This is a genomic window from Pseudoalteromonas sp. P1-16-1b (assembly GCF_001401785.1).
GTDB classification, from domain to species: Bacteria; Pseudomonadota; Gammaproteobacteria; order Enterobacterales; family Alteromonadaceae; genus Pseudoalteromonas; species Pseudoalteromonas undina.
The window spans coordinates 65,908-89,416 of the sequence record NZ_LKGQ01000012.1 but is presented as its reverse complement, the minus strand read 5'-3'; the positions used below and the strand labels follow the sequence as shown (position 1 = coordinate 89,416).

The following is a 23,509-nucleotide window of genomic DNA, read 5'->3' as shown; positions in this document are numbered from 1 at the left end:
ATAAAAAATGCCAGCAGTTGCTGGCATTTTTTAACGAGGTAACTTACTTAGCAAGTTTGTCTGCTAAGTATAACCATGTTTCTAGTACTGTATCTGGGTTTAGCGAAACAGAGTCAATGCCCTGCTCTACTAACCATGCTGCAAAGTCTTCATGATCTGAAGGACCTTGACCACAAATACCTACATATTTACCTTTTTCTTTGGCTGTTTTAATTGCCATAGAAAGTAGCTTTTTGATTGCAGGGTCACGCTCATCAAATAGGTGAGCAATTAAACCTGAATCGCGGTCAAGACCAAGCGTTAACTGAGTTAAATCGTTAGAACCGATAGAGAAACCATCAAAGTATTCTAAAAATTCTTCAGCCATTAATGCGTTTGACGGAAGCTCACACATCATGATTACTTTAAGACCATTTTCGCCACGTTTAAGGCCATGTTCTTCAAGTAATTCAATAACGCGTTTACCTTCTTCAAGGGTACGTACGAATGGGATCATGATTTCGATATTGGTCATATCCATGCTGTTTCTTACGCGTTTTATAGCTTCACACTCAAGTGCAAAACAATCACGGAAGTCTTCAGAGATATAACGTGCAGCGCCACGGAAACCAATCATTGGGTTTTCTTCTTCTGGCTCGTATTGCTGGCCGCCCACTAAGTTTGCGTATTCGTTTGATTTAAAATCAGACATACGAACAATTACACGCTCTGGAGCAAACGCACAACCTAAGGTAGAAATACCTTCAACTAGTTTACCAATATAGAATTCAACAGGTGATTCGTAACCGGCAATCATGTCTGTGATTTCTGCTTTTAATGCATCTGTTTGTGCATCAAAGTTTAATAAGGCTTTAGGGTGAACACCAATCATACGGTTGATGATAAACTCAACGCGCGCAAGGCCAACACCTGAATGTGGTAAACGTGCAAAATCGAATGCGCGATCTGGGTTACCTACGTTCATCATTACTTTCATTGGAAGTTCAGGCATTTCGTCAACACGTGAAGTAAGTACTTCAAAGTCTAAAATACCCTCATAGATGAAACCAGTATCGCCTTCGGCACATGATATAGTAACTTCCTGACCAGCTTTAATTAAGTCTGTTGCATTACCACAACCAACAACGGCTGGAATACCTAACTCACGTGCAATAATTGCAGCATGACATGTACGGCCACCACGATTTGTAACAATCGCAGCCGCACGTTTCATAATAGGTTCCCAGTCTGGGTCAGTCATGTCGGTAACTAAAATGTCACCTACTTGTACTTGGTCCATCTCTTTGATTGAATCAAGTACGCGCACAACACCACTACCAATTTTATGACCAATTGCACGGCCTTCAACAACAACATTGCTGCTGCCATTAAGTTGGAAGCGTTCCATTACGTTAGTGTCTTCGTTTGAACGAACTGTTTCTGGACGCGCCTGAACTATATATAGTTTGCCATCGTTACCATCTTTTGCCCATTCGATGTCCATTGGACGACCGTAATGTTTTTCAATGATTACAGCTTGTTTGGCAAGATCTTGCACTTCTTCATCTGTAATCGAAAAATTGTTTGAAAGTGCTGGGTCTACATCAACAATTTCTACTTGTTTGCCGTGAGCTTTGTCTTGTGAGTAAATCATTTGAATGGCTTTAGAGCCAATATTACGACGTACTACAGCTGGCTTGTTTTTAAGTAGCGTTGGTTTATGAACATAAAATTCATCAGGGTTAACCGCACCCTGTACAACCATTTCACCCAAACCATAGCTTGATGTGATAAACACTACATCTTCAAAGCCCGATTCAGTATCGATACTGAACATAACACCTGATGATGATTTATCAGAGCGTACCATGCGTTGAATACCCGCTGATAACGCAACACCACGGTGATCGTAGCCTTGGTGAACACGATAAGAAATAGCGCGGTCGTTAAATAACGAAGCGAATACGTGTTTAATAGCTGTCATTACAGAATCAATACCAACAACGTTTAAGAACGTTTCTTGTTGGCCTGCAAACGAGGCGTCTGGCATATCTTCAGCAGTAGCTGATGAACGAACAGCGAATGAAACATCTGCAGCGGCATCACCATGAAGTTGGCTATATGCGTCGCGGATTGCTTTATCTAGATTAGGTTGGAATGGGGTATCGATAATCCACTGACGGATATCGGCGCCGACTTTGGCGAGTGTGTTTACATCATCAACATCAAGAGTATCTAGAATGTCGTGAATTTTTGCGTTGAGTCCTGATTGTTCTAAAAACTCGTTAAAAGCGTCTGAGGTAGTAGCAAAACCACCTGGGACTTGCACACCTGCGTTAGCTAAGTTTGAAATCATTTCACCAAGTGAGGCATTTTTACCACCAACTCGAGGAACATCTTGCATACCAAGCTCTTGATACCAGAGAACGTATTCTTGCACGGATCTTTCTCCAAAAAACAAATTGTAGTACTAACTGTGAGAGTTAAGAAAGAAAACCTTTTATAAAGGTCGCCCCCATTCTACACTGGCAAACGTCCTCACGTAAACCGTGATACACTTATTTTAAAATTAAATGTAATAAAAAAGAGGCTTTATGAGAACTGCGTTTTATATTTCAGATGGCACGGCAATCACATCTGAAGTGTTTGGTCATGCGACCTTGTCTTTATTTCCTGTTGAATTTAATCATAAAACAATCCCTTTTGTAGAAACAGAAGAAAAAGCACTTGAAATTAAAGCGCTTATCAATGCAACGTCATCTAAGCAAGGTGAAAAACCATTAGTGTTTTTTACCTTTGTGAATCATAAATTATCGGAAATTATTCGCTCTGCAGATGCCGTCTCGTATGACTTTTTAACAACCTATAGTGAAAAAATTGAAAGCGAATTGAACGTTGCCCCAGTACCTAAAGTGCACAGAACACACTCTATACACGAGAAAAGTTATGACTTTAGAATTGATGCAGTTAACTATGCTTTAATGAATGATGACGGCGGTAATATTAAAAACTTTGCTGAGGCTGACATTATTTTGGTTGGCGTTAGCCGAAGTGGTAAAACACCGACAAGTCTATATTTAGCCCTGCAATATGGTATTAAAGCAGCCAATTATCCAATCACCGAAGACGATTTAGAAAGCGAAGGATTACCAAAATGCTTAGTGCCTTATAAGCATAAACTGTTTGGTTTAACTATTGACCCTGAGAGACTGGCTGCAATCAGAGATAGACGCATGGCAAATTCAAAATACGCATCAATCAGGCAGTGTCGTATTGAAGTGCGTGAAGTAGAAATGCTGTATAAAAAGCATAAAATTGCCCATTTAAATTCTACCCATCACTCTGTCGAAGAAATCTCAGCAAAAATCATTTCTGATACAGGTCTTGAACGTCGTAAGTACTAACAAACTAACATGTGATTTAAGCATGTAATGACACTCAGCACACAAAAAAGCCGCTAAATAATAGCGGCTTTTAACATATTAAGAAGGCGTATTATTTACGCGCATCTTTTAAAAGGTCTGCAACTAAAAAGCCAAGCTCCAATACTTGATCGGCATTTAAGCGTGGGTCGCATTGAGTTTTGTAACGCTGCGCTAAGTCATCATCCGATAAACCATATGCACCGCCGGTACATTCAGTAACGTGTTGTCCGGTCATTTCTAAATGAACACCGCCTGCGTATGAGCCTTCAGCTTTGTGAACAGCGAAGAACTGACTAATTTCGCGCATAATGTTATCAAAGCTGCGAGTTTTATAACCTGAGCTGGCTTTTTCTGTATTGCCATGCATTGGATCTGAGCTCCAAATTACTTTACGCCCTTCTTGCTGTACTTTACGCACTAGCGCCGGGAGCTTCTCTGGTAATACGTCTGCACCCATGCGAGTTATGAGCGTTAATCGACCAGGAATGTTATCTGGGTTTAGCGCATCAATTAAACGGATAAGTTCGTCAGGATCCATACCTGGACCAACTTTAACGCCAATTGGATTTTTAATACCTTTAAAGAATTCAATATGAGCATGGTCTAATTGACGTGTACGCTCACCAATCCATACAAAGTGGGCAGAACAATCGTACCAGTCACCTGATAAATGGTCTCTACGGGTTAATGCCTCTTCATAGCCTAGCAATAACGCTTCGTGTGAGGTGTATAAATCTGTTTCTTTTAAACTTGGCGCTATAGTGGAATTGATACCACATACTTCCATAAATTCTAGTGCGTCTTGAATTTTGTCTGCAAGCTGTTGGTATTTCGCTTTTTGTGGATTAGCAGCAACAAAGCCCATGTTCCAACGGTTAACCTGATGTAAGTCAGCAAGCCCACCTTGTGCAAAAGCACGTAGTAAGTTGAGTGTTGCCGCACTGTGATGATAAGCGGTCATTAAACGTTGGGGGTCTGGAATTCGTGCTTCTTCAGTAAACTCAAAGTTATTTACTATATCACCACGGTAAGATGGTAACGAAACGCCGTTTATTGTTTCTAAGTCGGCTGAACGTGGCTTAGCATATTGACCTGCCATACGTGCAATCTTAACTACTGGGCATTTACCGCCATAGGTTAGTACTACAGCCATTTGTAAAATGGTCTTAAATGTATCGCGAATATTTGCTGCGTTAAAGTCACTGAATGATTCAGCGCAGTCACCACCTTGAAGTAAAAATGCACGGCCTTCACACACATCTTCAAGTTGTTTAAACAAACTTCTGGTTTCTTCTGCAAATACTAGAGGCGGTGCACTTTTAAGCTGGCCTTCTACTGATTTTAATACGTCTTGATCTGGGTACTGTGGCTGCTGCAGTATTGGCAGTTCTCTCCAGCTATTTGGGTTCCACGATTGCATGTTCATTCCTCATTCCTATTACCTGATGTATTGAAATTAACGTATGCAGCGTCCTTTGTTCAAGGACTAAATACACTATTTACCAATTATTTAGTTATTAGGTAAATATAAATAGGACTGCAAGCCCAGATTTGGCTGTTTTATTGATAATAAATTTTTAAATAAAAAAACGTAAAGCATTAAAAAACAATAAGATATATAGTAAGAGTGGTATTTATTTAGCTTTGCTTGTAGCCACTTAGCTAAGCTGTTTAAGATAATGTTAAACGTAGGAACACATCATACTTAAATTGCCTATACGTATTCTTAACTTTACAGTTAAAATTAAATATATCTGCCGTCAGTTATGTAGTTTCGAATATATATGCTAGCTGAGTAGTTCTGCTGGTTTATACCCACTCCTTTATACTGCGTTTATATATAACTATTAGTAAGTTAGAAAATATTATTATTTAAATGTTCATACCAACAGTAAAGAACACATCATACTTAATTTAAATAAAGATTTGATCTGAACAATTGAGTAATATTTAAATATAAAACTACCAAAGCAAAAGGTTATTTGCGAAAATAGTGTAATAGTAAGATGTGTTCTTGGTGGTGTTATGGTTACAAAAGTACAAATTAGAAGCCAGTTTGATTTACTCAATGAGTTAACGCTTAGGTTAATTGAAGAGCTTAAAGAATGTGGATTTGCTAAGGCCGAATATTATCAACTACCTGAAATAAGCAGTGTGGATGAAAATATAATTCCCGAGTCGATTGCAGTATCTAAAATTACAGGAGAGCTAGCACATAAGGCTATTTTAAATTCTTTTTCTGATATGTATAAAAAGCCTGGGCTGAGTAGTCGCGTATTAAAACGCCACCCTGGTTTATTAATAATACAAGATGCTAACAAACAAGCCATCATTGATCGCATTGCTCAAGTTAATAATGCAAAAGCGGCATTTAAAAATTGTATTTTAGCGATAGACAATAATGATGCTCGATTTGAAGCCGTGCATAATGCTATGCCAAATTTAATTACGCTTGCCGCTTATCGTAAAATTCATAGCGAAAGCGAATCCCCTTTTTCAGTTCGTTTTACTTGGATGCATAAACACGCCACTAAAACACTCACAAAGAAGATGGCTCTTGAAATGCTTGAAAAATCCGCTGGGTATAAAAACCCAAGAATGATTGATCAGCAAAAGTGGCAATCATTGGTTGCTCAAGAACAAGTTCGGGTTGCCAGCTTAGGTGAAAAAGAAAAATTACGAATTAGGCGCCCTACCCGAGTTAGCCCACAAGTTAATGTTAGATACACGGCTCAAAATCGTTACCATGTTAGTGCAGCCTTACCTTTTATTCTTATAAACCCACAACCCGATGTGAAGTATGGCCAACTGCCGAGTTACGAAAAACCGTTATCACATCCACGAAAACGTGAGTATGACTTTCTGGTAGACCGTTTATATTTAGAACAAGTAACAAAGTAATTATGTTAAAAAGGCCACATTATGTGGCCTTTAATATAACTACTGGTAAAAATTAATATAATTATTTTTCTACAATTTCTTCCAGCTTATCTTCATCAATTAATACTGCATTTTCAACAATGCGTTTACCACCTTGTATCTCTATCCGCTTGTTGTGTTTATTTAATGCCAGAATTTCATCACAAAACTGATCAGATGGATGCATTTCATAGGTGTAATCTACAATATTACCCGTTTTATCATCTTTTACATTGGTAATGCTGTACTCAGATATTGCCCCTTTTTCAATTAAGTCTTTCATCGTGGTGGTCATATCACGACGCAGTGCTTTTAATTTATTTTCGGTAATATCATCGGTTGAATAAATAGAGCCGTATTTTTCCATAATAGACAACAATCTAAAATGATACGTTTTTCCTGGGGCAGCATAACGCCATAAGTGATACAAACGTAACATCATCCAACGCGATAATCCGCGCTTTAATTCTTGAGCACTATTAAAATAATAGCCCTTATATTCAAGGTTATCGATCATGTTATGAACAAACGCATTTAAACACGCCACACATTTAACATTTCCGCCTTGGCCTTTTTTACCGCTAAAGTGTAAAGACGACAAAAAGTTCATGTTCGACTCGTAAAACGAATCATCAATATCAGAATTTTTAGTGTCGGTTGCAGAATATTTAAATGAAAGTTTTGAACCTTGCAATGCTTCAAGCGATTCTTTAATTTGCGGATAAGGCATAGACTGACCAACCGCTTTAAGTTCTTGTGCTAATTCGTTCATAGAAAACACAACGGCATATTGAATACCGGACTTAAAATTAATTTTTACTATTTTACCTTTTGAAGCAAGGCGAATTAGTGCACGCTCAACTTTTTCTTCTCTGTCTGATGGCCAAACTAGGTATTCAACGTCTTCACCATCTTTACGAGTACTTACCACAGCCGGTGTTATTTTAATTTCACCATCGTATAAAATACCGTCTACTTTCTCAGATATCTTACGCGTAATAATGGTTTTTTTAGGGGCTTCTTCAAGTGGCAGCTTTTTATGTCCTGAGCGAACAAAGCGTCCCCACAGATCATAATGGTTAAATGTGTTAGAGTAAGCGCGTAACCCATGGGCTGCATTTTCTATCGAAATTCGCACATCTTTATTATCTGTAAATAGTGCTAGGCTTTCGTTATCAATTGCACTTTCCACCCCGTGAATTTGGCCCCTAAGTGTATCGGGCAAGTTATCTACCGAGATGTTGACCTTTCGGCTCATGGTTTTTATTTCCGTTTTTATTGTGACAGCTAATAACAACACATAAAGCCACAAAAGTTAAATGTTTAAGTTAGTATAAAAGTGATCTGACTTCAAATAAAATGCTCAGATCAGTATTTTACTAAGCAAAAGTCAAAACAGAAGGTTTCAGATCACATTTATACTAACAAGGCTTTAATAAACCGAATTTTTACTAACTGAATAATAAATTTGTCCATTGCAAAGTGTTTTTTTTGATATTTAGCACGACAAATTAAACAAAAAATTTGTTGCCTGTGGATAAGCTTAGTTCGAGTTATCATAGATCTGATCTGTACTTACTACAGATCAGATCTATACTAATTAAACCGCTTATTATCTCTGTTGGTGGGTGCATAACTTTATAATTTACTTAGTAAAAACATGATCTATAGCGATGCTTTTGTGAGTAACTCAGTGCTTAACCTGTGCGTAACTAAGATGCTAAATATTTGCTTAGTATAAAGGTGATCTGCCAGTAGATAAGGATCTGATCTTAACCACGTACAATGCTGATCCACTTTTTTAAGTATTATTCATGTAAATCATGTAGTTAAATGATAATTTTAAGCCCTTAGCCTTTAATACCTTATATATTTAACCATACTTAAACTTCTTTATTTATACTAAGCAATATTAAAGGCGTAAAATTATTTTAGATGTCATGTATTTAAAACACATGTCGTCTTAAATAGTTGTTTACAGCTAATTGAATGGACATTATACTAAACGCCTAACTTTGAGGAATAAAGTATGTCTATCAACAATAATGCGCTAGATACCTACCGACTTTTGAAAGCAACCGCAGAAGTTGCTGAAAAATCACTAGAAGGACGTATTCAACATTACCGCGCCCATCTTAAATCTGAAGAAAAAGAATTAAGAACCTACACCCAAAAAGCCGCTGCTGATTTACTTGGTTGTAATAATCGTACCTTAAAAAGACGCCATGACAATGGTGACTTTGACGATTTAAACATAAAACGCGGTGCAAACGGTCATTACGCTTATACATTGGTTAATATTTTTGCCATGGCCGATATCATGGACATAAAACCCGATCATCGTGCACCAACAGACAAACTCCAAGTTATTGTTATTAATTCACTAAAAGGTGGTTGTGGAAAAACAACGAGCATGGTTAATATTGCTGCAGCACTTGCCACTACTAACATCAAGCGTTACCGAATTGGTATTATCGATTTAGATCCGCAGGGGTCATCATCTAGCTTTTTCCCTTCTTCTGAGCCCGATCCAATTACTGTTGGTGATTTAATGCGTGACTGCATTGATCTTGAAGAAAGTGAAACCTGGCCTGAATTTGTTTCAAACTCTTTTTTACCAACTCATATTCCTAATATTCGTGTTTTACCCTCAGGTATGGATGATTTTTATTTTGAACACGAAACTGCAACTTTGCTTAAAGACACCTCAAACTATGAGCAAACTCGCCATTACCATAAGTTGTTAGAACGTGTTATTGAGCCAGTAAAAGATGAATTTGATATTTTACTAATTGATACAGCGCCTACACTTAACTTTATGTTTTATAACGCATTAATGGCTTCTACAGCGATGCTTATACCAGTGCATCCTGAAGCGGTAGACTTTGATGCTAATAATAAATATTTAAAACGTTTAGGTGAGATTTATCATACCGTTGCAGCTCTTGGTCACGATGGTTGGGACTTTATGCAATTTTTGGTTACCAATTATGTAAAAGGCAATCACTCACAACGTGACATTGTTAAAGACGTAAGAAGTGCCTTTGGTCGCCAAGTTATGAGTTACCCTATTAATCACAGTTCAGCAATTACCGCGAGTTCATCCTCGTTTAATACCATTTTTGATCAAAAAGCGTCTGATAGTTTAGCGAGTAGAGAATCGTTAATGCGCGCTCAAGAAAATATCAAAGATGTTGTCGATGAACTCGAAATGCTAATTCGTTCAAATTGGCAATCTACACAATCAAAATTAAATACGCCTAAGTAAGGATGTTGACTAAAAATGGCTAAAAAACGTAAAAATGACACCCGCTTAGATCCCTTTGCAACCGCTGTTGGCAGTAGCAGCTTAGACGCTCTTTTAGAGCAAGCCAATGCTGGCGATGTTATTCGTATGCCTGCTCCAAGCGATCCTAACCGCGAAATCACCTTAGTGTGTAAAGTGATTGCACATAACGAGATTGAAAAATCGACTCAGGTTTATGGCAAAAATCGCCGTGTACAAGCGCTTTTAAACGAAAAGTCGGTATCCGATATACTTCCTGCAATTAAAGAAGATGGTCGCAATCAGCACCCTGCCCTACTTTGGGATCAAGGTGATATGAGCCTCGTTCTTGCAGGTTCAAGACGTCGTAAAGCCTGTATTTTGGCTGGTGCAGACTATCTTGTTTTGAGTTCTAGTGATTTTACTGATCAAGATGCCAAAGTGTTAGCGGTTTCTTCCGATCAATACATTGCCCCTAGTCTATGGGAGTTAGGCCAAGCGTATCAGCAAACTCGAGATGAGCTCATTCAACAAGGCAAAAAAGGTTCGTACCGCGAAATTGCCGTTATTGAAGGGGTATCGCACACCGCGATTGCTGATGCTATCAAAGCGTATGAGCAAATATCTGCCGATGTTATAGCCCTTTACCCAACTGCTAATCATGTAGGGAGAGAAGTCGCTAAAAAGCTGATTAACGCAAAGGAGCGAGACGAGGCTGCATTTAACGAGTTAGTTGTTGCACTTGCCAGCAATGATGAAGTTAACGCCTTAGAAGCCGACGACAAGCGCGCTATGTTGATCACTAAATATTTAACCGCAGAGCCTAAAACAGCATTAAAGCGTGAGGCTGTGCTTGAAAACGACTTTATTAGTGTGCAACGCAACCTTAAAAGTGGTGACGTTTCAATAAAAATTAATAATAAAGTGATGACAGACAAGCGCTTAGAGCAACTTACTAAACTATTAAGTGCCTTTAATTAGTTAGTAATATCGTGATCTGTAAAGGGGCTATGTTAGTTAAATCGTGATCTAGCCCCTTTAATTAGTTAGTAAAAACCTGATCTATCAAGGCAAAAAAAAGCAAATAAAGCCTGATAAACCACCAAAGATCGTATTTTTACTAACTAAATCTGTTCTAGTTGGTTAATTTGCTACCTTGTTAGTAAAAACCTGATCTATTCCTAACTAAACCCCCCTTATAAAGTTAATTGATTGTTTTTATTTTGTAATTTAAATGTGCTTTTTTAGTGGGCAAAATTAAACAATCGCTATAAACCATTTTTTTACTAACCAATCAGATCCAACCAGTCTATTTTAAAAATAATATTGCTTTAGCTCAGCGCTGATAAGGCATATACTGGAAAAATTGTTTTTAAATTTTAATACTTTGAGTAACATGTCTGCTAACTTATCAAAAAATGATTTAATGGCTATTTTTGAAGAAATTAAAAATGAGCAGGCTACCCAGTTTCCTCTTTCTGAGCGATTCATAAAAAAATTGTTTAAACCCGCGGTGTTAGCTAAAGGAAAGTCTTACTACAAGAATGGTCAAATCACCTGGTTAGAACATAATGTCGATTTTTCTGTGGTAGATTCTACGGTACAAGGTGATAAGGGCATCGCCTTTAACCAACGAATTGAGATCAGCAAATTACCAACTGGTTATTCGGTCGATACCCACTGTACCTGTAATGTTAAAACCAAATGCCGCCATTTGGCTGCAATTTTGTTAAAACTAAAAATTGAACATTCAGGTGAATACGGCGAAGACTATTTTATAAATGATTGGTTTAGCGAACTCAGTGCGCTTAAAAACACCGATCAAGCTCAACCATCGCAAGTGTTACTGTTTGTATTAGACATAGAAAACAACAAAGTATTCTTAACGCCTAAAATTGCCAACTACGATAAAAATAATAACTATGCACTAGGTCGCAATTTAACCGAACAACAGCTTAATAGCTTTGTAACCCCTAGCGACTTACTAGAAAGTGACTTTAGATTATATAGCTGGATCCGCTCGCAAAATGCGGTGGGTAATATTGAGCTTAAAGGACAATGGGGTTTTAACGCGTTACAGCAATTATTAGGCACAGAACGATTATTTTTACAGCGTTCGCGAGTACCTATAAAAGCGCAACCCGGCTTACCGCTGAACTTTGTTTGGGAAAAACAAAAAGAAGTTACTCAGTTAAAAATTCATCTTGATCAAATTCCTAATTGGGCGTTAATTAAAACCACACCACCTATCTATTTAGATTTAGATAAATATAAGTTAGGGCGTATTCGCACGCCGCTCAGTGCTGATGAAATAGCGCATCTACAAACCATACCTGCACTGCACGATACTAACTTTGACCGAATTTATAAGCAGCTTGCTGATAATTTTGGCGCCGGTGTTATTCCGCACCCAACTAATGCACCTAGTAGCCCTGTAAAGTCGTTAAGTAATGCCGTGCTTAAAGTTAGCATGTCGGGCTCAGTTATGGCTATTTCGTTATCGTTTAAGTATAAAAATAAAAATTACTTAGCAGGTACGGCGCCTGAAAAACTTATAAATAGTGCATTCGAAAACACCGTTACTAATGAGCTGGTTAATTTGGGCTTTGATTTTTGTAAAGGGGGTTTACACAGCGAGTTTATTTTTAGTCAGGAATCGGCTATTCATTTACACTGGTTAGCGCATGAGGTGTTACCAAGCTTTAAGCAACGTGGCTGGCAAGTATCAATGAGTAAGGTGAATGTTGCCGATGCTAAAAGCAAAATCTCTCTGCATGTAAACAGAGCCGCTGGGCATCAAATGCATAGCAAAGTAGTGCTAAACGACACCAAAGTGGCCACCTTATTTAATGTAAATAATAAACTGTATGAATCGTTAAATCGTCAAAGTGAATTGTTTTATTATTACCCTATTGGTCGTCAATTTGGAGTTATAGATAAAGCCGCGTTTAATTTATTAATTGAATTTAAATTGCGATTTGAGTTTATTAAAACGCGCGACGAATTTAATATTCCGCTTTCATACTTACCTGAATTAGTTCAGCACACAGCCATTAATGTAGAGTTACACGACCCATCATTAGAGCGTTACCTTGATGAACTAAATAACGATTCGCTGTTATCGCCCAATATTGCCATTCATGGCTTACACGATTCTGTGGTACTAAGAGAATACCAACAAGAAGGCGTGGCTTGGCTTAACTTTTTAAAGCGTAATCAGTTAGGTGGTATTTTAGCGGACGATATGGGCTTGGGTAAAACCTTGCAGGTGATTGCCTATTTAGCCAGTTCTTATAATACTCCGCAAGCGGGGCCTACACTTATTGTATGTCCAACAAGCTTAGTAAGTAATTGGCAAAACGAAATTAACAAGTTTGCTAAAAGCTTAAAAGTGACCACTATTTTTGGTGCGCACCGTAATGATTCATTGCAACACTTGGCGCAGGCACAGTGTATATTAACCACCTATCCGTTATTAAAACGTGACATTGCTTATTATTCGCCACTGTATTTTGAAAACATCATTCTGGATGAAGCCCAGTATATTAAAAATGATACGGCACAAGTGTCGCGGTTAGTTAAACGTTTAAATGCCGACTTTAAGCTTTGCCTAAGTGGTACCCCGATTGAAAACAATTTATTTGAATTAAAGTCGTTACTTGATTTTGCCATGCCTTCGTTATTAGGTTCACAGGCGCACTTTAAGCAGCATTTTCAAGGGCCTATTGAACGCGAAAGTAACATTGAACGTGCAGAGCAACTAAAAGCGTTAATTATGCCGTTTATTTTGCGCCGTACTAAAGCCCAAGTTGCTCAAGAGCTGCCGCAAAAAACGGAGCTTGTTAAAGAGTTTGAATTTGAGCCTAAACAAAAAGATATGTACCAAGGCATAACTCACGCGCTTGAAGAAAAACTCATTGATTTATTTGCCGAACAAGGCGTACAAAAAAGTAAACTCGCTTTTTTAGAGGCACTATTAAAACTTCGCCAAATTTGTTGTCATCCTAAACTTATTGAGCCAGAAACCGACGCAGCCAGTGCTAAGTTAGAATGGTTATCAAGCCATTTACCTTTAATGCTTAGCCTTGGTCGTAAAGTGATTATATTTAGCCAGTTTACCTCTGCGCTTGATTTAATTGCCGAGCGCTTAAATACACTTAATATTAAATTTAGCATGTTAACTGGGCAAACACGTCATCGCGATAAAGTGATAGACGAATTCACCAGTGGCACTACTTCGGTATTTTTAATTAGCTTAAAAGCTGGCGGTACTGGGCTTAATTTAACCCAAGCCGATACCGTTATTCATTTTGATCCGTGGTGGAATCCAGCTGTTGAAAAGCAAGCCACCGATCGTGCTTATCGTATTGGCCAAACCAATCCGGTATTTGTGTATAAATTGATTATGGCTAACTCTATTGAACAAAAGGTGTTTCAAATGCAGCAAGATAAACAAGCGCTTGTAGATGCATTATTTACCGAAAAATCAATGAGTTTTACCCAGTTCGATGAACAACAAATGTTGTCTTTAATTAAAAGTTAAAAATTAACAATAATTTTTTGAACTTATTTGAATTGTGGGCGTCTATTAATACAGCTTGGTTAAATTGCAGTTTCTCCAAGTTTTCATGTTGATATCCCATATAGTAGTTACTAGACATAGTAATGATTAAGCCAGCCAGTTCAGCGCTGGCTTTTTTTTGCCTGAATATTTTAAACTATTTTATTTTAAAATATTTTTGAACTAATCAATAATAGCTGGGTCTATTAATGTGCTTGTAGTTGATATGTTGTTATACAAGTTTCATGTTGATTTCCCTGTTTGATTACTAATTTAGTAATATTGAGCCAGCTTTATAAGCTGGCTTTTTTTATGCTCTAAATTCAACTTTTTTAAAAATTATTTTGAACTAATTTAATCAGGACGCGTCTACTATTATGCTTGTAGTGATGTGTTGTTATACAAGTTTCATGTTGATTTCCCTGTTTGATTACTGATTAAGTAATATTGAGCCAGCTTTAATAGCTGGCTTTTTTTATGCGCTTAATTTAGTGCGTTACCCCTACTGCTAAAGAGCGTTATTCGTTATGATGGCATGTCACTAAATTTTAAAAGTTTATTTTATGTTTACTTCGTTTTTATCCCATTTAGATTGGTTAAGTGTAAGTGCTGGCGCTATAACAGGCATGGCTATTTGTGGTGTTGTATCAATGCAATTAAGCAAAAAAATAAAGCGCCAAGTAAATGAGCAACAACAACAGTTAATGTTATTACAAAGCCAGCATGAGCAAACACAAAGCCAATATGCCGCGTTGGTTGAAGAGCACGATTTATTAGGACTTACACATCAAGAGCAGCGGGATCAGTCTCAGCATTTTAAAACCCGTTTAACTGAGCAAGAAAAGCAAAGCCAACTTTATAATCAATATTGGCGTAAAGCCGAAGCCGAGCTAACCGCCCTGCGCGAGCAATACAATCTGCGCGATGTAGAGCTTAATAATATACGCACTACCCTTGAGCAAAAGCAGCAGCATTTTAGTGAACAACTCGCCCATATAGAGCAAAGTAAAGAAACGCTTAAAAAAGAATTTGAAAATTTAGCTAACCAAATATTAGAAGAAAAGTCGCAAAAATTTAAAACCCTCAATCAAGAAAGCATAGAGCAGTTACTTAAGCCGGTTCAAGGTGAGCTAAAAGGCTTTAGAGATAAAATGGAGTCTATTCACGTTGAAGACTTACAGCAACGTGCTGCACTTAAAACTGAGCTGCTGCATTTACAAGCCAAAAGCCAAGCAATTACCGAGCAGGCCGATAAGCTAAGCAATGCCTTACAAGGGCAAAAGAAAACCCAAGGTAATTGGGGCGAGTTAATGCTTGAAAACGTGCTTGATAGCGCAGGCCTGCGCGCTGGCACCGATTACAAGCGAGAAGTGTCGTTTAATACCGAAGACGGCCGTTTGCGCCCTGATGTTGTGGTGTATTTACCTCAAGGTCGACACTTAGTGATTGATGCTAAAACATCGTTAAATGCCTATACCCGTTATGTAAATGCCGAAACAGAGCTTGAGTCTCAACAAGCGATTAAAGAGCATGTAAATGCCGTAACTGCCCGTATAAATGAGCTGGCCAGTAAATCGTATGATCGCCTACCAGGGATAAACTCGCCTGAGGTTGTTATTATGTTTGTACCCATAGAATCCGCCTTTGTAGAAGCACTTAAATACCAAAGCGACATTTACCAGCAAGCAATAGAAAAGAACATTTTGGTTGCTACCCCTACTACCCTGCTAACCAGTTTAAATATTGTTAAACAGTTATGGCGCTTTGAAGAGCAAACTAAATATTCAAAAGAGCTGGCTAATCGTGCTGAGCGTTTTTACAGTAAACTCAACGGCTTTTTAACTAGTATGGAAGGGGTGGGTAAACAGCTCGATAAAGCCAAAGAAACCTACGATAAAGCATTTTCTCAGTTATACCGTGGTAAAGGTAACTTAATTAAACAAGCCTCAGAATTTAAGGAGCTTGGTGTATCGGTGCAAAAAGAGTTACCTCAAGAAAGCGTTGAACGCGCTCACTTAGAGCTTGATGAATAAACACCGCACATAATTTTTGCGCACTGAGGTTGTGCGTTTATGTGGCTAGTTATTTACTAACTGCGCAGGCACTATAATAATATCTGTCCTTTAGGATTAACCACATGCAACGCCCAACCGTTTTTTTCATTTCACATGGTGGCGGCCCAATGCCATTACTAGGTGATTTCAACCATGCAGAAATGCGAGCCTGCTTAGAACAAGTTGCCGCTAAAATCCCAAAGCCTTCTGCTATCTTAATGGTCAGCGCGCATTGGGAAGCTCAACCAATTAGTATAACGGCGCACTCTTCACCGCCGCTTATTTACGATTACTATGGTTTTCCTAAGCAGGCGTACCAATTAACTTACCCTTGTGCTGGCCAGCCGCAACTTGCTAATTTAGTACAGCAGGCGCTCGCAACACATAATATTGACTCAAAACTCGATTCACAGCGTGGTTTTGATCACGGTATGTTTGTACCGTTAAAAATTATGTACCCAGAGGCCGATATTCCTTGTGTGCAAATATCCTTGCACCCAAGCCTCGATCCGTTAATGCATGTTGAAATTGGTAAAGCGTTGCAAAGTATTGATTACGATAACTTATTAATTATAGGCTCAGGCTTTACCTTCCATAATATGCACGCTTTTGGTGTTACCCAATCAAGCGATGTTAATCAGCAAAACCAGGCATTTGAAAATTGGCTGGTAAGCACAGTCGCAGATCAAACATTAACCGAGCAGCAGCGTGAACAGCAATTATTAGCATGGCAGCAGGCTCCAGCTGCACGCTTTAATCACCCCAGAGAAGAACACTTGTTACCGCTACATGTATGCTATGGCGCTGCTATGTGTGCAAGCACTGAGGTATTTGAATTAAATATTGCCAATAAGCGAGCCAGTATGTATTTGTGGCAATAATAAAAAACACGCCAGACTTTGCTAGGCGTGTTTTTTGGTTCTACTGTATTTATTACAGTGGTTAAGCGTAAGCAATTACCATTTCATTTCGCCTTTATGAACTTTAGCGCCAATGCTAAGAGCCATAGGTAATACAGCCTCTGGGTATGAGTTGGTCATTTTATCTATCAGCAGCTTACTGCTATCACTACTTTGCTTAGCGTGTGCAAAATCCTTTAAATACTGGATTGAAAAATCGATATTTGCAGCATCTAATTGAGTGCCTGCTTTCATATGCCCTGGGATCACCACATCAGGGTTGAGTGCTTTCATTTCATTAAGTTGTTTTGCCCAGGCATTTTGCGCTGCTTGAGTTTGTGCATCGGCCATCCATAAATGAACATTAGCGTATACAGCCACATTTCCTAAAATAGCTTTGTTATCAGGTATCCATAAATAAGGACGATGATTATGCTCACCCTCTGTGCCACGAATTTCTATGCTGTGGCCTTCTATTTTTAAGCTATTACCATTAAATACCTCAGGAACAACGGGGTTTTTTGGGGCGTTTTCCCCCATTTTTGGCGTCCAGAAAGCAAGTTTACCTTTAAGCTTTGCTGCTATTTTTTGGTGCACTGCCGGTGTGGTTATAATCTTTGCGTCAGGAAAAAACTGCTGTAACACTTCAGCGCCAAAGTAGTAATCAGGATCGGCTTGGCTAATAAAAATAGTTTTTAGTTGTTTACCAGAGTCAATTACTTTGGCGGCAATGCGCAGTGCATCTGCTTTGGTAAATCCGGTATCAATTAAAATTGCATCGGTACGGCCATAAACCAGCGTGGCATTAACATGAAAGCTATTGCTGTCAGCGTTATACACATCAAGGGTTAGTGGGGTTTCGTCTGCAATAGCGATATTGCTGGCTAATAGTGTGCTTAGTAAAAGAGTGCGTAGGTTCATAGTATTCTCATCATTGGTTGCTAATGCGAGCATAATAAAGGTTTGATATGTTCAGAAAAACAACCAATAATTAGCATCATTGTTTCATAAATCGTGCAAATACTATGGATAAACTCACCGCAGCGCAGGTTTTTGTGGATGTTGCCTACTCAGGCAGTTTTACTGCCACTGCCGATCGGCTTGAAATGTCACGCCCTATGGTTACTCGTCATATTGAGTCGGCAGAGGCCTGGTTAAATACGCGCTTATTGCATCGCACTACCCGTAAAGTAACGCTTACCACCGCCGGCGAGGCCTGTTTACCCGAAATAGAGCAATGGTTAGCACAGGCTAACCGTTTAGTTGAACAAACTAAAAGCCAGCAACAGTTGTCAGGTAAAATACGAGTAGCGACCAGTATGTCGTTAGGTTTTGCACAATTAGCCCCTATATTTACACGTTTTATGAAACGTCACCCTAACGTGCAAATAGACATAGATCTTGAAGACTCAACCACAGATCTAATAGAGCAACGTGTTGATTTAGCAATACGTATTGCAGCCAATCCTGATCCTTCGTTAATAGGTAAACCTATTGCCGAGTGTGAATCTATATTAGTGGCCTCAGCCAGCTACCTTGCTGATTATCCGCCAATAACGACACCACAACAGTTAAGTGCTCATCAGTGTTTAGGCTATAAAAACTTTGACCGATATATTTGGCATTTACACAACGGGGATGAGTTTCAATCAGTTGATGTTAAATGCAATTTAAGTGCAAACGAGGCCACCACATTACTTCATGCAGCCATAGCCGGTGGTGGTATTTCAGTACAGCCTACGTATTTGGCAAATCAATATATACTTGATGGTCGCTTGCAGCGTGTATTAGCGCCATGGACATTAAACCCAATGAAAATATATGTGCTTTACCCTTCTCGTCAGCATTTATCGGCAACAGTAAGAGCACTAATCGACACGCTCAGTGATGAATTTAAAAATCCAGCATGGTAATTAATTATAAAAGTTTGGGTTTAAACCATAGCTTTGTGCGTTAAGCATGCTGATATTGTGTAGGTTATTTTGTTACAGTAAATGTAATAAGCGCCTTAATCTATAAAGGTCAGCAGACCCAAGGAACAATAACAATGAATCTGATCAAAACATCGGGCTTGGCACTGGCCATTGTTGCGGGCTTAGGCTTGCAAGCATGTTCAAGTACCAGCATAACAACCAACAATAATGCAGCGATGAGCACCGTGAATAACCCATTAAGCCTAGCGCAAATTTATAAAGATAAAGAATTTAAAACCCAGCGAAGCACTTACTTTAAGTGGCTAGACGATGGTACCGGCTACACTGTGCTTGAAGAGCGCGAAAGCGAAAAAGAAAAAGCAGATGATAACAACGCCGATGACGAAAAAGAGCACGGCGTAAAAGGCAACGACATTGTATTTTACAATGCTGACGGCACAGGCCGTAAAGTATTGGTTGAGTTTGAAAAGCTGTTGCCAGAGGGCGCAGATGAGCCATTTGCAATTGAAAGCTATCAGTGGTCAAAAGACGGTAAATGGCTGATGGTATTTACCAACAGTGAGCAAGTTTGGCGTTCGCGCAGCCGCGGCGACTTTTGGTTACTTAACCTTGAGACCAACCAATTACAGCAATTAGGTGGTAAAGACGTTGAGCCAACTAAGTTAATGTTTGCTAAGTTCTCGCCAGATAGCTCAAAAATGGCTTACGTACGCGACAACAATATTTATATGCAAGCGGTTGGTAGTAACGATGTAACCGCGCTCACAACCGATGGTAACGCCACCATTGTTAACGGTAATTTTGATTGGGTATACGAAGAAGAGTTCACTATTGCTGATGGCTTTCGTTGGAGCCCAGATAACAAATCAATCGCCTACTGGCAGCTTGATACTAGCGATGTGAAGTTTTTCACTATGATCAACAACACTGATGAGCTCTACCCTACTCTTAAAGAATTCCCTTACCCTAAAGCGGGTGAAACTAATTCAGCCGTGCGTGTTGGTGTGGTAAGCCTTGCTGATAAACAAACCCGTTGGGCCAAACTCGAAGGTGACAACCGCGACCGCTACATTCCGCGTATTAGCTGGGCAGGTACTGGGGATGAGTTAATGATCCAAGATCTAAACCGCCCGCAAAGTCATAACAAGGTTTGGTTATTTGACTGGCAAAAGCAGCAACTGACTAAAATTTTAGAAGACAAAGACGATGCCTTTATAGAATGGTTTTATAAAGCCAACTGGTCAAAAGACGGCAAGTTCTTTATTTGGCACAGCGAGCGCGACGGCTGGCGTCATCTTTACCGTGTATCGCGCGATGGCAAAACTATTATCGACCTAACCCCTGGCGATTACGATATTGTTGATATGCTCACTATCAATGAAGAAAAAAACGTCATGTATTTTATCGCCTCGCCAGAGAACCCTGGCCAGCGCTATTTATACAGCACCCCGCTTGATGGTAGCAGCAAACCTGTGCGTGTGACCCCTGCTCAGTTTGAAGGCTCAAACAGCTATTACATGTCAAAAGATGCCTCATGGGCAATGCACAGCTATTCTAAATTTGGCACCCCTCCAACAAAAGAAATCATTAAAGTGAGCGATCACAGTAATGTTAAAACCTTAGTTGAAAATAACGAGCTGAAAGAAAAACTGGCTGAGCAAAGCTTACCTAGCCATGAGTTTTTTAAAGTGAATGCTAGCGATGGCACCGAGCTTGATGGCTACATTATGTTCCCTGAGAACATGGATAAAAGTAAAAAATACCCGATTGTTTTTTACGTATACGGCGAACCGTGGGGCTCAACAGTACAAGACCGCTGGGAAGGCAATAGCTACTTGTATAAATCACTGTTAACGCAAAAAGGTTTTATTGTCGCATCGGTTGATAACCGTGGTACACGCGCACCAAAAGGCCGAGATTGGCGCAAATCAATTTATAAAAAAATCGGCTCAATTACCGTGCAAGACCAAGTTGATGCGCTAGATGCCATGGCCAAACGTTGGGATGTAATAGACACTGACCGCGTTGGCGTCTGGGGCCACTCAGGTGGCGGTAGTTCAACCCTTAATTTATTGTTCCGCCATGGTGATAAATTTAAAGTGGGTATTGCCTCAGCGCCAGTGCCAGATATACGTTTATACGACACTATTTACCAAGAGCGTTATGCGGGTAACCCAAATACTGACCCTGAGAGCTACGATAACACCTCGCCTATTACGTTTGCTAAAAACCTAACAGGTAAGTTATTGCTTATTCACGGCACTGGGGATGACAATGTGCATTACCAAGGCTCAGAGCGTTTAATTGACGAACTCGTTAAGCACAATAAACAGTTTGAGTTTTTCTCATACCCAAACCGTTCACACAGCTTACGCGAAGGCAAGGGCACCACTTTGCATTACCATACTATGATGGCTGACTTTTTTGAAAAGCACTTACTAACCAAGTAATCGCTTTAAAAGTAAAATACTAAAGCCGCACACTAATTATTAGTATGCGGCTTTTTTAATCAAAATGTAACGGGGGTTTACAAAGTGTAAGTTGGATAGAGTGCAACGAAACCCGACAATAATAAAAAATGACTTATAAACTCAATGTCATCTAAAATAGCGAAGGCTCACCATGTTATTAGCCATTTTTCAATTTCGATAACATCATCACGATCAAACACCATTAAACTTGAATGAGAGCGAGCATTAAAAGTTATTTTTTTTACTAACTCATTTTGTATAGATGAAAAGTAAGTCGGGGGGGATAGAGAGTCAACATCTGAGTTAATTAACAATACAGGCTTTTTAGTCTCAGTTAATTTAGGCAATAAATTTGTTTCTTGAATGGTTACTCCTGCCTCAAACATTGCCTGGTTAACAATATTATCAATCTCGCTATGAAAAAAATGACTAAGCAAAGGCGATTTATAAGGTAAGTACTCCTTAGCTGCAACGTCAAAACTCATCATTGGGGCAAGTAAAATAGCAGCGTCAACATATTCTGATGATAATAAGTTACTTGCAGTAAGTGCTCCCATAGAATGGCCGACTACAACAGTCTGGTTATTTATTTGATTTAAAAGTGATTCAGCAAGCAGTTCATTTAAAATGCCGTGCTCTTTTGCTGCAAATACAAATGCTTCAGTTGATTCACCATGGCCAAAAAGATCTGGAATAATAACGTTCATACCAAGCGCTCTAAAATAGATAGCTGAAGCCATCATTGCTTCTTTACTGCCCCCATAGCCATGAAGTAATAAAGCAGTGCCTTCAAAACGATTAAATGTGTCTGGTGTCATTCTGTGTGAAATTGTATTTTCTACATTATTACCAGTTGCATGAAGGTTGTAATAAACAGAACTCTCTTGCGAAAATTCGGCTGCTTGATAAGGTTCAGCAGTCAGATATGTAATGCATTGAGTGGTACTAAAAGAGCAAAACTTTTGTTTTTCAAAGCCAATGTCGCTAGGTTTTGCTTTTATAAACTGTGCTTCAGAAAGATAGATACCGGGGTTTGACATGACGTAACTGCCAATTGAAGTACAGCCAGACAAAGAAAATATATAAAGTGTAATTGCTAATAGTTTGGTGAAATTTTCCATTTTCGCTTCATTAGTTAAACTTGAACATCAACACTTTAATTAAGCAGATAACGTCCTATGAGGTGGAGGAGGTTTTAGCCGTTAGTTAGGCATTTTTTATCATTTCAAAGTACCTTAACAGTATCTTCTACCCACCTCAATTTTCTCGAGTAAATAAATCTGTTTGGTATTAGGTAGACACTTGCTTATTAATCAAAAACCAAATTTAGTGCTTTGTTACGACTTTGAGTTACTTTTTTATCTAAGTTTTATGGATTTAGGGGCTGAAATTTCACTTTCTTTTTAATCAAAATGGTGCGGGGGTTTACAATTGAGGTCAAAGGTTAAAGGAACAAGGTCAAAGAATTTTAGTTACGGTAAGTTGGGTAGAGTGTAACGAAACCCAACAAAGAAAGGCGGCTTTGCTCAATAGCAATGCGCTAAAGGCTCAACAGGTAATAAGTGAATCGTTTAATACTAAACATGGCTTGGAATTAGAGTCGTATTAAAAGAGTAGCATCCATGCCACTGCAAGTGCGATATTAATAAAAATTAAGAGCTTGGTTGCGAAGGTTGATACTTATTAACGAGAATGTGCTGCAAACTTTTAAGTGCCCGCTTTATCGCTTGCAGCATACTTCTTCCTTTTGTATTTACATTAATACTGGGTAGCCCCGGCAAAAGAATATTAATTTTGCATTGCTGCAAAGTGCCGTGGCGCTCACTCGAAAGATCATTTATTTGAATCTCTACTTTACGAATATTTAAAGCATGTTTTGCCAATTGGCTTTTTATCAACTTCAAAAGCGACATCTTTTCACTTGCGTTAATTATCTTGTTTTTAACTGTAAGTTTTAGCTTCATGCAATTACACCTTTTAATAGTAACTATGTTGCAGGCAT

15 protein-coding genes are annotated in these 23,509 nt (G+C 38.8%); 9 read left to right on the top strand and 6 right to left on the bottom strand.

Annotated elements, in window-relative coordinates; all coding sequences use genetic code 11:
• Nucleotides 1–43 precede the first annotated feature (43 nt).
• Nucleotides 44–2,419 (bottom strand): phosphoenolpyruvate synthase, encoded by a 2,376-nt coding sequence (ppsA, locus tag AN392_RS10415; protein ID WP_055012683.1) that lies wholly within the window; start codon nt 2,417–2,419, stop codon nt 44–46.
• A gap of 154 nt (nt 2,420–2,573) precedes the next feature.
• Between ppsA and AN392_RS10410 the strand changes: the two genes are divergently transcribed.
• Nucleotides 2,574–3,383, top strand: a complete 810-nt coding sequence (locus tag AN392_RS10410; RefSeq protein ID WP_055012682.1) for a pyruvate, water dikinase regulatory protein — start codon at nt 2,574–2,576, stop codon at nt 3,381–3,383.
• 91 nt (nt 3,384–3,474) lie between these two features.
• Here the strand turns inward: AN392_RS10410 and AN392_RS10405 are convergent, their stop codons facing one another.
• A complete protein-coding gene (locus AN392_RS10405) occupies nt 3,475–4,824 on the bottom strand; it encodes a class II 3-deoxy-7-phosphoheptulonate synthase (protein ID WP_200908280.1) in 1,350 nt (449 codons plus the stop codon).
• Between the two features lie 605 nt (nt 4,825–5,429).
• Between AN392_RS10405 and AN392_RS10400 the strand changes: the two genes are divergently transcribed.
• Nucleotides 5,430–6,305, top strand: a complete 876-nt coding sequence (locus tag AN392_RS10400) for a DNA replication terminus site-binding protein (RefSeq protein ID WP_055012680.1) — start codon at nt 5,430–5,432, stop codon at nt 6,303–6,305.
• Nucleotides 6,306–6,366: 61 nt separating this feature from the next.
• Here the strand turns inward: AN392_RS10400 and AN392_RS10395 are convergent, their stop codons facing one another.
• Nucleotides 6,367–7,581 (bottom strand): hypothetical protein, encoded by a 1,215-nt coding sequence (locus tag AN392_RS10395; RefSeq protein ID WP_013463357.1) that lies wholly within the window; start codon nt 7,579–7,581, stop codon nt 6,367–6,369.
• 771 nt (nt 7,582–8,352) lie between these two features.
• On the opposite strand from AN392_RS10395, the gene AN392_RS10390 reads away from it, so the two are divergent.
• The 5 genes from AN392_RS10390 (at nt 8,353) to AN392_RS10370 (ending at nt 17,084) form a co-directional block, all read left to right on the top strand.
• A complete protein-coding gene (locus tag AN392_RS10390) occupies nt 8,353–9,591 on the top strand; it encodes an AAA family ATPase (protein ID WP_055012679.1) in 1,239 nt (412 codons plus the stop codon).
• Between the two features lie 15 nt (nt 9,592–9,606).
• On the top strand, nt 9,607–10,569 hold the full coding sequence (locus AN392_RS10385; RefSeq protein WP_008110833.1) for a ParB N-terminal domain-containing protein: 963 nt from the start codon (nt 9,607–9,609) through the stop codon (nt 10,567–10,569).
• Nucleotides 10,570–10,984: 415 nt separating this feature from the next.
• Entirely contained in the window at nt 10,985–14,131 is a 3,147-nt protein-coding gene (locus AN392_RS10380) for a DEAD/DEAH box helicase (protein ID WP_055012678.1), read from the top strand.
• Nucleotides 14,132–14,712: 581 nt separating this feature from the next.
• On the top strand, nt 14,713–16,182 hold the full coding sequence (gene rmuC, locus AN392_RS10375) for a DNA recombination protein RmuC (protein WP_054201552.1): 1,470 nt from the start codon (nt 14,713–14,715) through the stop codon (nt 16,180–16,182).
• 104 nt (nt 16,183–16,286) lie between these two features.
• Complete coding sequence (locus tag AN392_RS10370) at nt 16,287–17,084, top strand: class III extradiol ring-cleavage dioxygenase (RefSeq protein ID WP_055012677.1); 798 nt, start codon at nt 16,287–16,289, stop codon at nt 17,082–17,084.
• Between the two features lie 75 nt (nt 17,085–17,159).
• On the opposite strand, the gene AN392_RS10365 is transcribed toward AN392_RS10370, so the two are convergent.
• A complete protein-coding gene (locus tag AN392_RS10365) occupies nt 17,160–18,023 on the bottom strand; it encodes an MBL fold metallo-hydrolase (protein WP_055012707.1) in 864 nt (287 codons plus the stop codon).
• Between the two features lie 104 nt (nt 18,024–18,127).
• Here AN392_RS10365 and AN392_RS10360 point away from each other — a divergent pair, with 104 nt between their 5' ends.
• Together AN392_RS10360 and AN392_RS10355 are read left to right on the top strand one after the other, a co-directional pair.
• Nucleotides 18,128–19,015: a LysR family transcriptional regulator gene (locus AN392_RS10360; RefSeq protein WP_055012676.1), complete on the top strand. Its 888-nt coding sequence runs from the start codon at nt 18,128–18,130 to the stop codon at nt 19,013–19,015.
• 134 nt (nt 19,016–19,149) lie between these two features.
• On the top strand, nt 19,150–21,486 hold the full coding sequence (locus tag AN392_RS10355) for a S9 family peptidase (RefSeq protein WP_055012675.1): 2,337 nt from the start codon (nt 19,150–19,152) through the stop codon (nt 21,484–21,486).
• A gap of 167 nt (nt 21,487–21,653) precedes the next feature.
• On the opposite strand, the gene AN392_RS10350 is transcribed toward AN392_RS10355, so the two are convergent.
• Both AN392_RS10350 and AN392_RS10345 read right to left on the bottom strand, forming a co-directional pair.
• Nucleotides 21,654–22,628 carry a carboxylesterase gene (locus AN392_RS10350; RefSeq protein WP_055012674.1) on the bottom strand — a complete coding sequence of 325 codons (975 nt, stop codon included), beginning with the start codon at nt 22,626–22,628 and terminating at the stop codon, nt 21,654–21,656.
• A 531-nt stretch (nt 22,629–23,159) separates the two neighbouring features.
• Nucleotides 23,160–23,471, bottom strand: coding sequence for a hypothetical protein (locus AN392_RS10345; protein WP_008110823.1), 312 nt, complete (start codon nt 23,469–23,471; stop codon nt 23,160–23,162).
• Nucleotides 23,472–23,509 lie beyond the last annotated feature (38 nt).

What these genes read in the sequence shown, in the direction of transcription:
- AN392_RS10395 (WP_013463357.1), bottom strand. Translation starts at nt 7,581, where the DNA reads ATGAGCCGAAAGGTCAACATCTCGGTAGATAACTTGCCCGATACACTT.
- AN392_RS10380 (WP_055012678.1), top strand. Translation starts at nt 10,985, where the DNA reads ATGTCTGCTAACTTATCAAAAAATGATTTAATGGCTATTTTTGAAGAA.
- rmuC (WP_054201552.1), top strand. Translation starts at nt 14,713, where the DNA reads ATGTTTACTTCGTTTTTATCCCATTTAGATTGGTTAAGTGTAAGTGCT.
- AN392_RS10400 (WP_055012680.1), top strand. Translation starts at nt 5,430, where the DNA reads ATGGTTACAAAAGTACAAATTAGAAGCCAGTTTGATTTACTCAATGAG.
- AN392_RS10385 (WP_008110833.1), top strand. Translation starts at nt 9,607, where the DNA reads ATGGCTAAAAAACGTAAAAATGACACCCGCTTAGATCCCTTTGCAACC.
- AN392_RS10370 (WP_055012677.1), top strand. Translation starts at nt 16,287, where the DNA reads ATGCAACGCCCAACCGTTTTTTTCATTTCACATGGTGGCGGCCCAATG.
- AN392_RS10405 (WP_200908280.1), bottom strand. Translation starts at nt 4,824, where the DNA reads ATGCAATCGTGGAACCCAAATAGCTGGAGAGAACTGCCAATACTGCAG.
- AN392_RS10365 (WP_055012707.1), bottom strand. Translation starts at nt 18,023, where the DNA reads ATGAACCTACGCACTCTTTTACTAAGCACACTATTAGCCAGCAATATC.
- AN392_RS10390 (WP_055012679.1), top strand. Translation starts at nt 8,353, where the DNA reads ATGTCTATCAACAATAATGCGCTAGATACCTACCGACTTTTGAAAGCA.
- AN392_RS10355 (WP_055012675.1), top strand. Translation starts at nt 19,150, where the DNA reads ATGAATCTGATCAAAACATCGGGCTTGGCACTGGCCATTGTTGCGGGC.
- AN392_RS10345 (WP_008110823.1), bottom strand. Translation starts at nt 23,471, where the DNA reads ATGAAGCTAAAACTTACAGTTAAAAACAAGATAATTAACGCAAGTGAA.
- AN392_RS10350 (WP_055012674.1), bottom strand. Translation starts at nt 22,628, where the DNA reads ATGGAAAATTTCACCAAACTATTAGCAATTACACTTTATATATTTTCT.
- AN392_RS10410 (WP_055012682.1), top strand. Translation starts at nt 2,574, where the DNA reads ATGAGAACTGCGTTTTATATTTCAGATGGCACGGCAATCACATCTGAA.
- AN392_RS10360 (WP_055012676.1), top strand. Translation starts at nt 18,128, where the DNA reads ATGGATAAACTCACCGCAGCGCAGGTTTTTGTGGATGTTGCCTACTCA.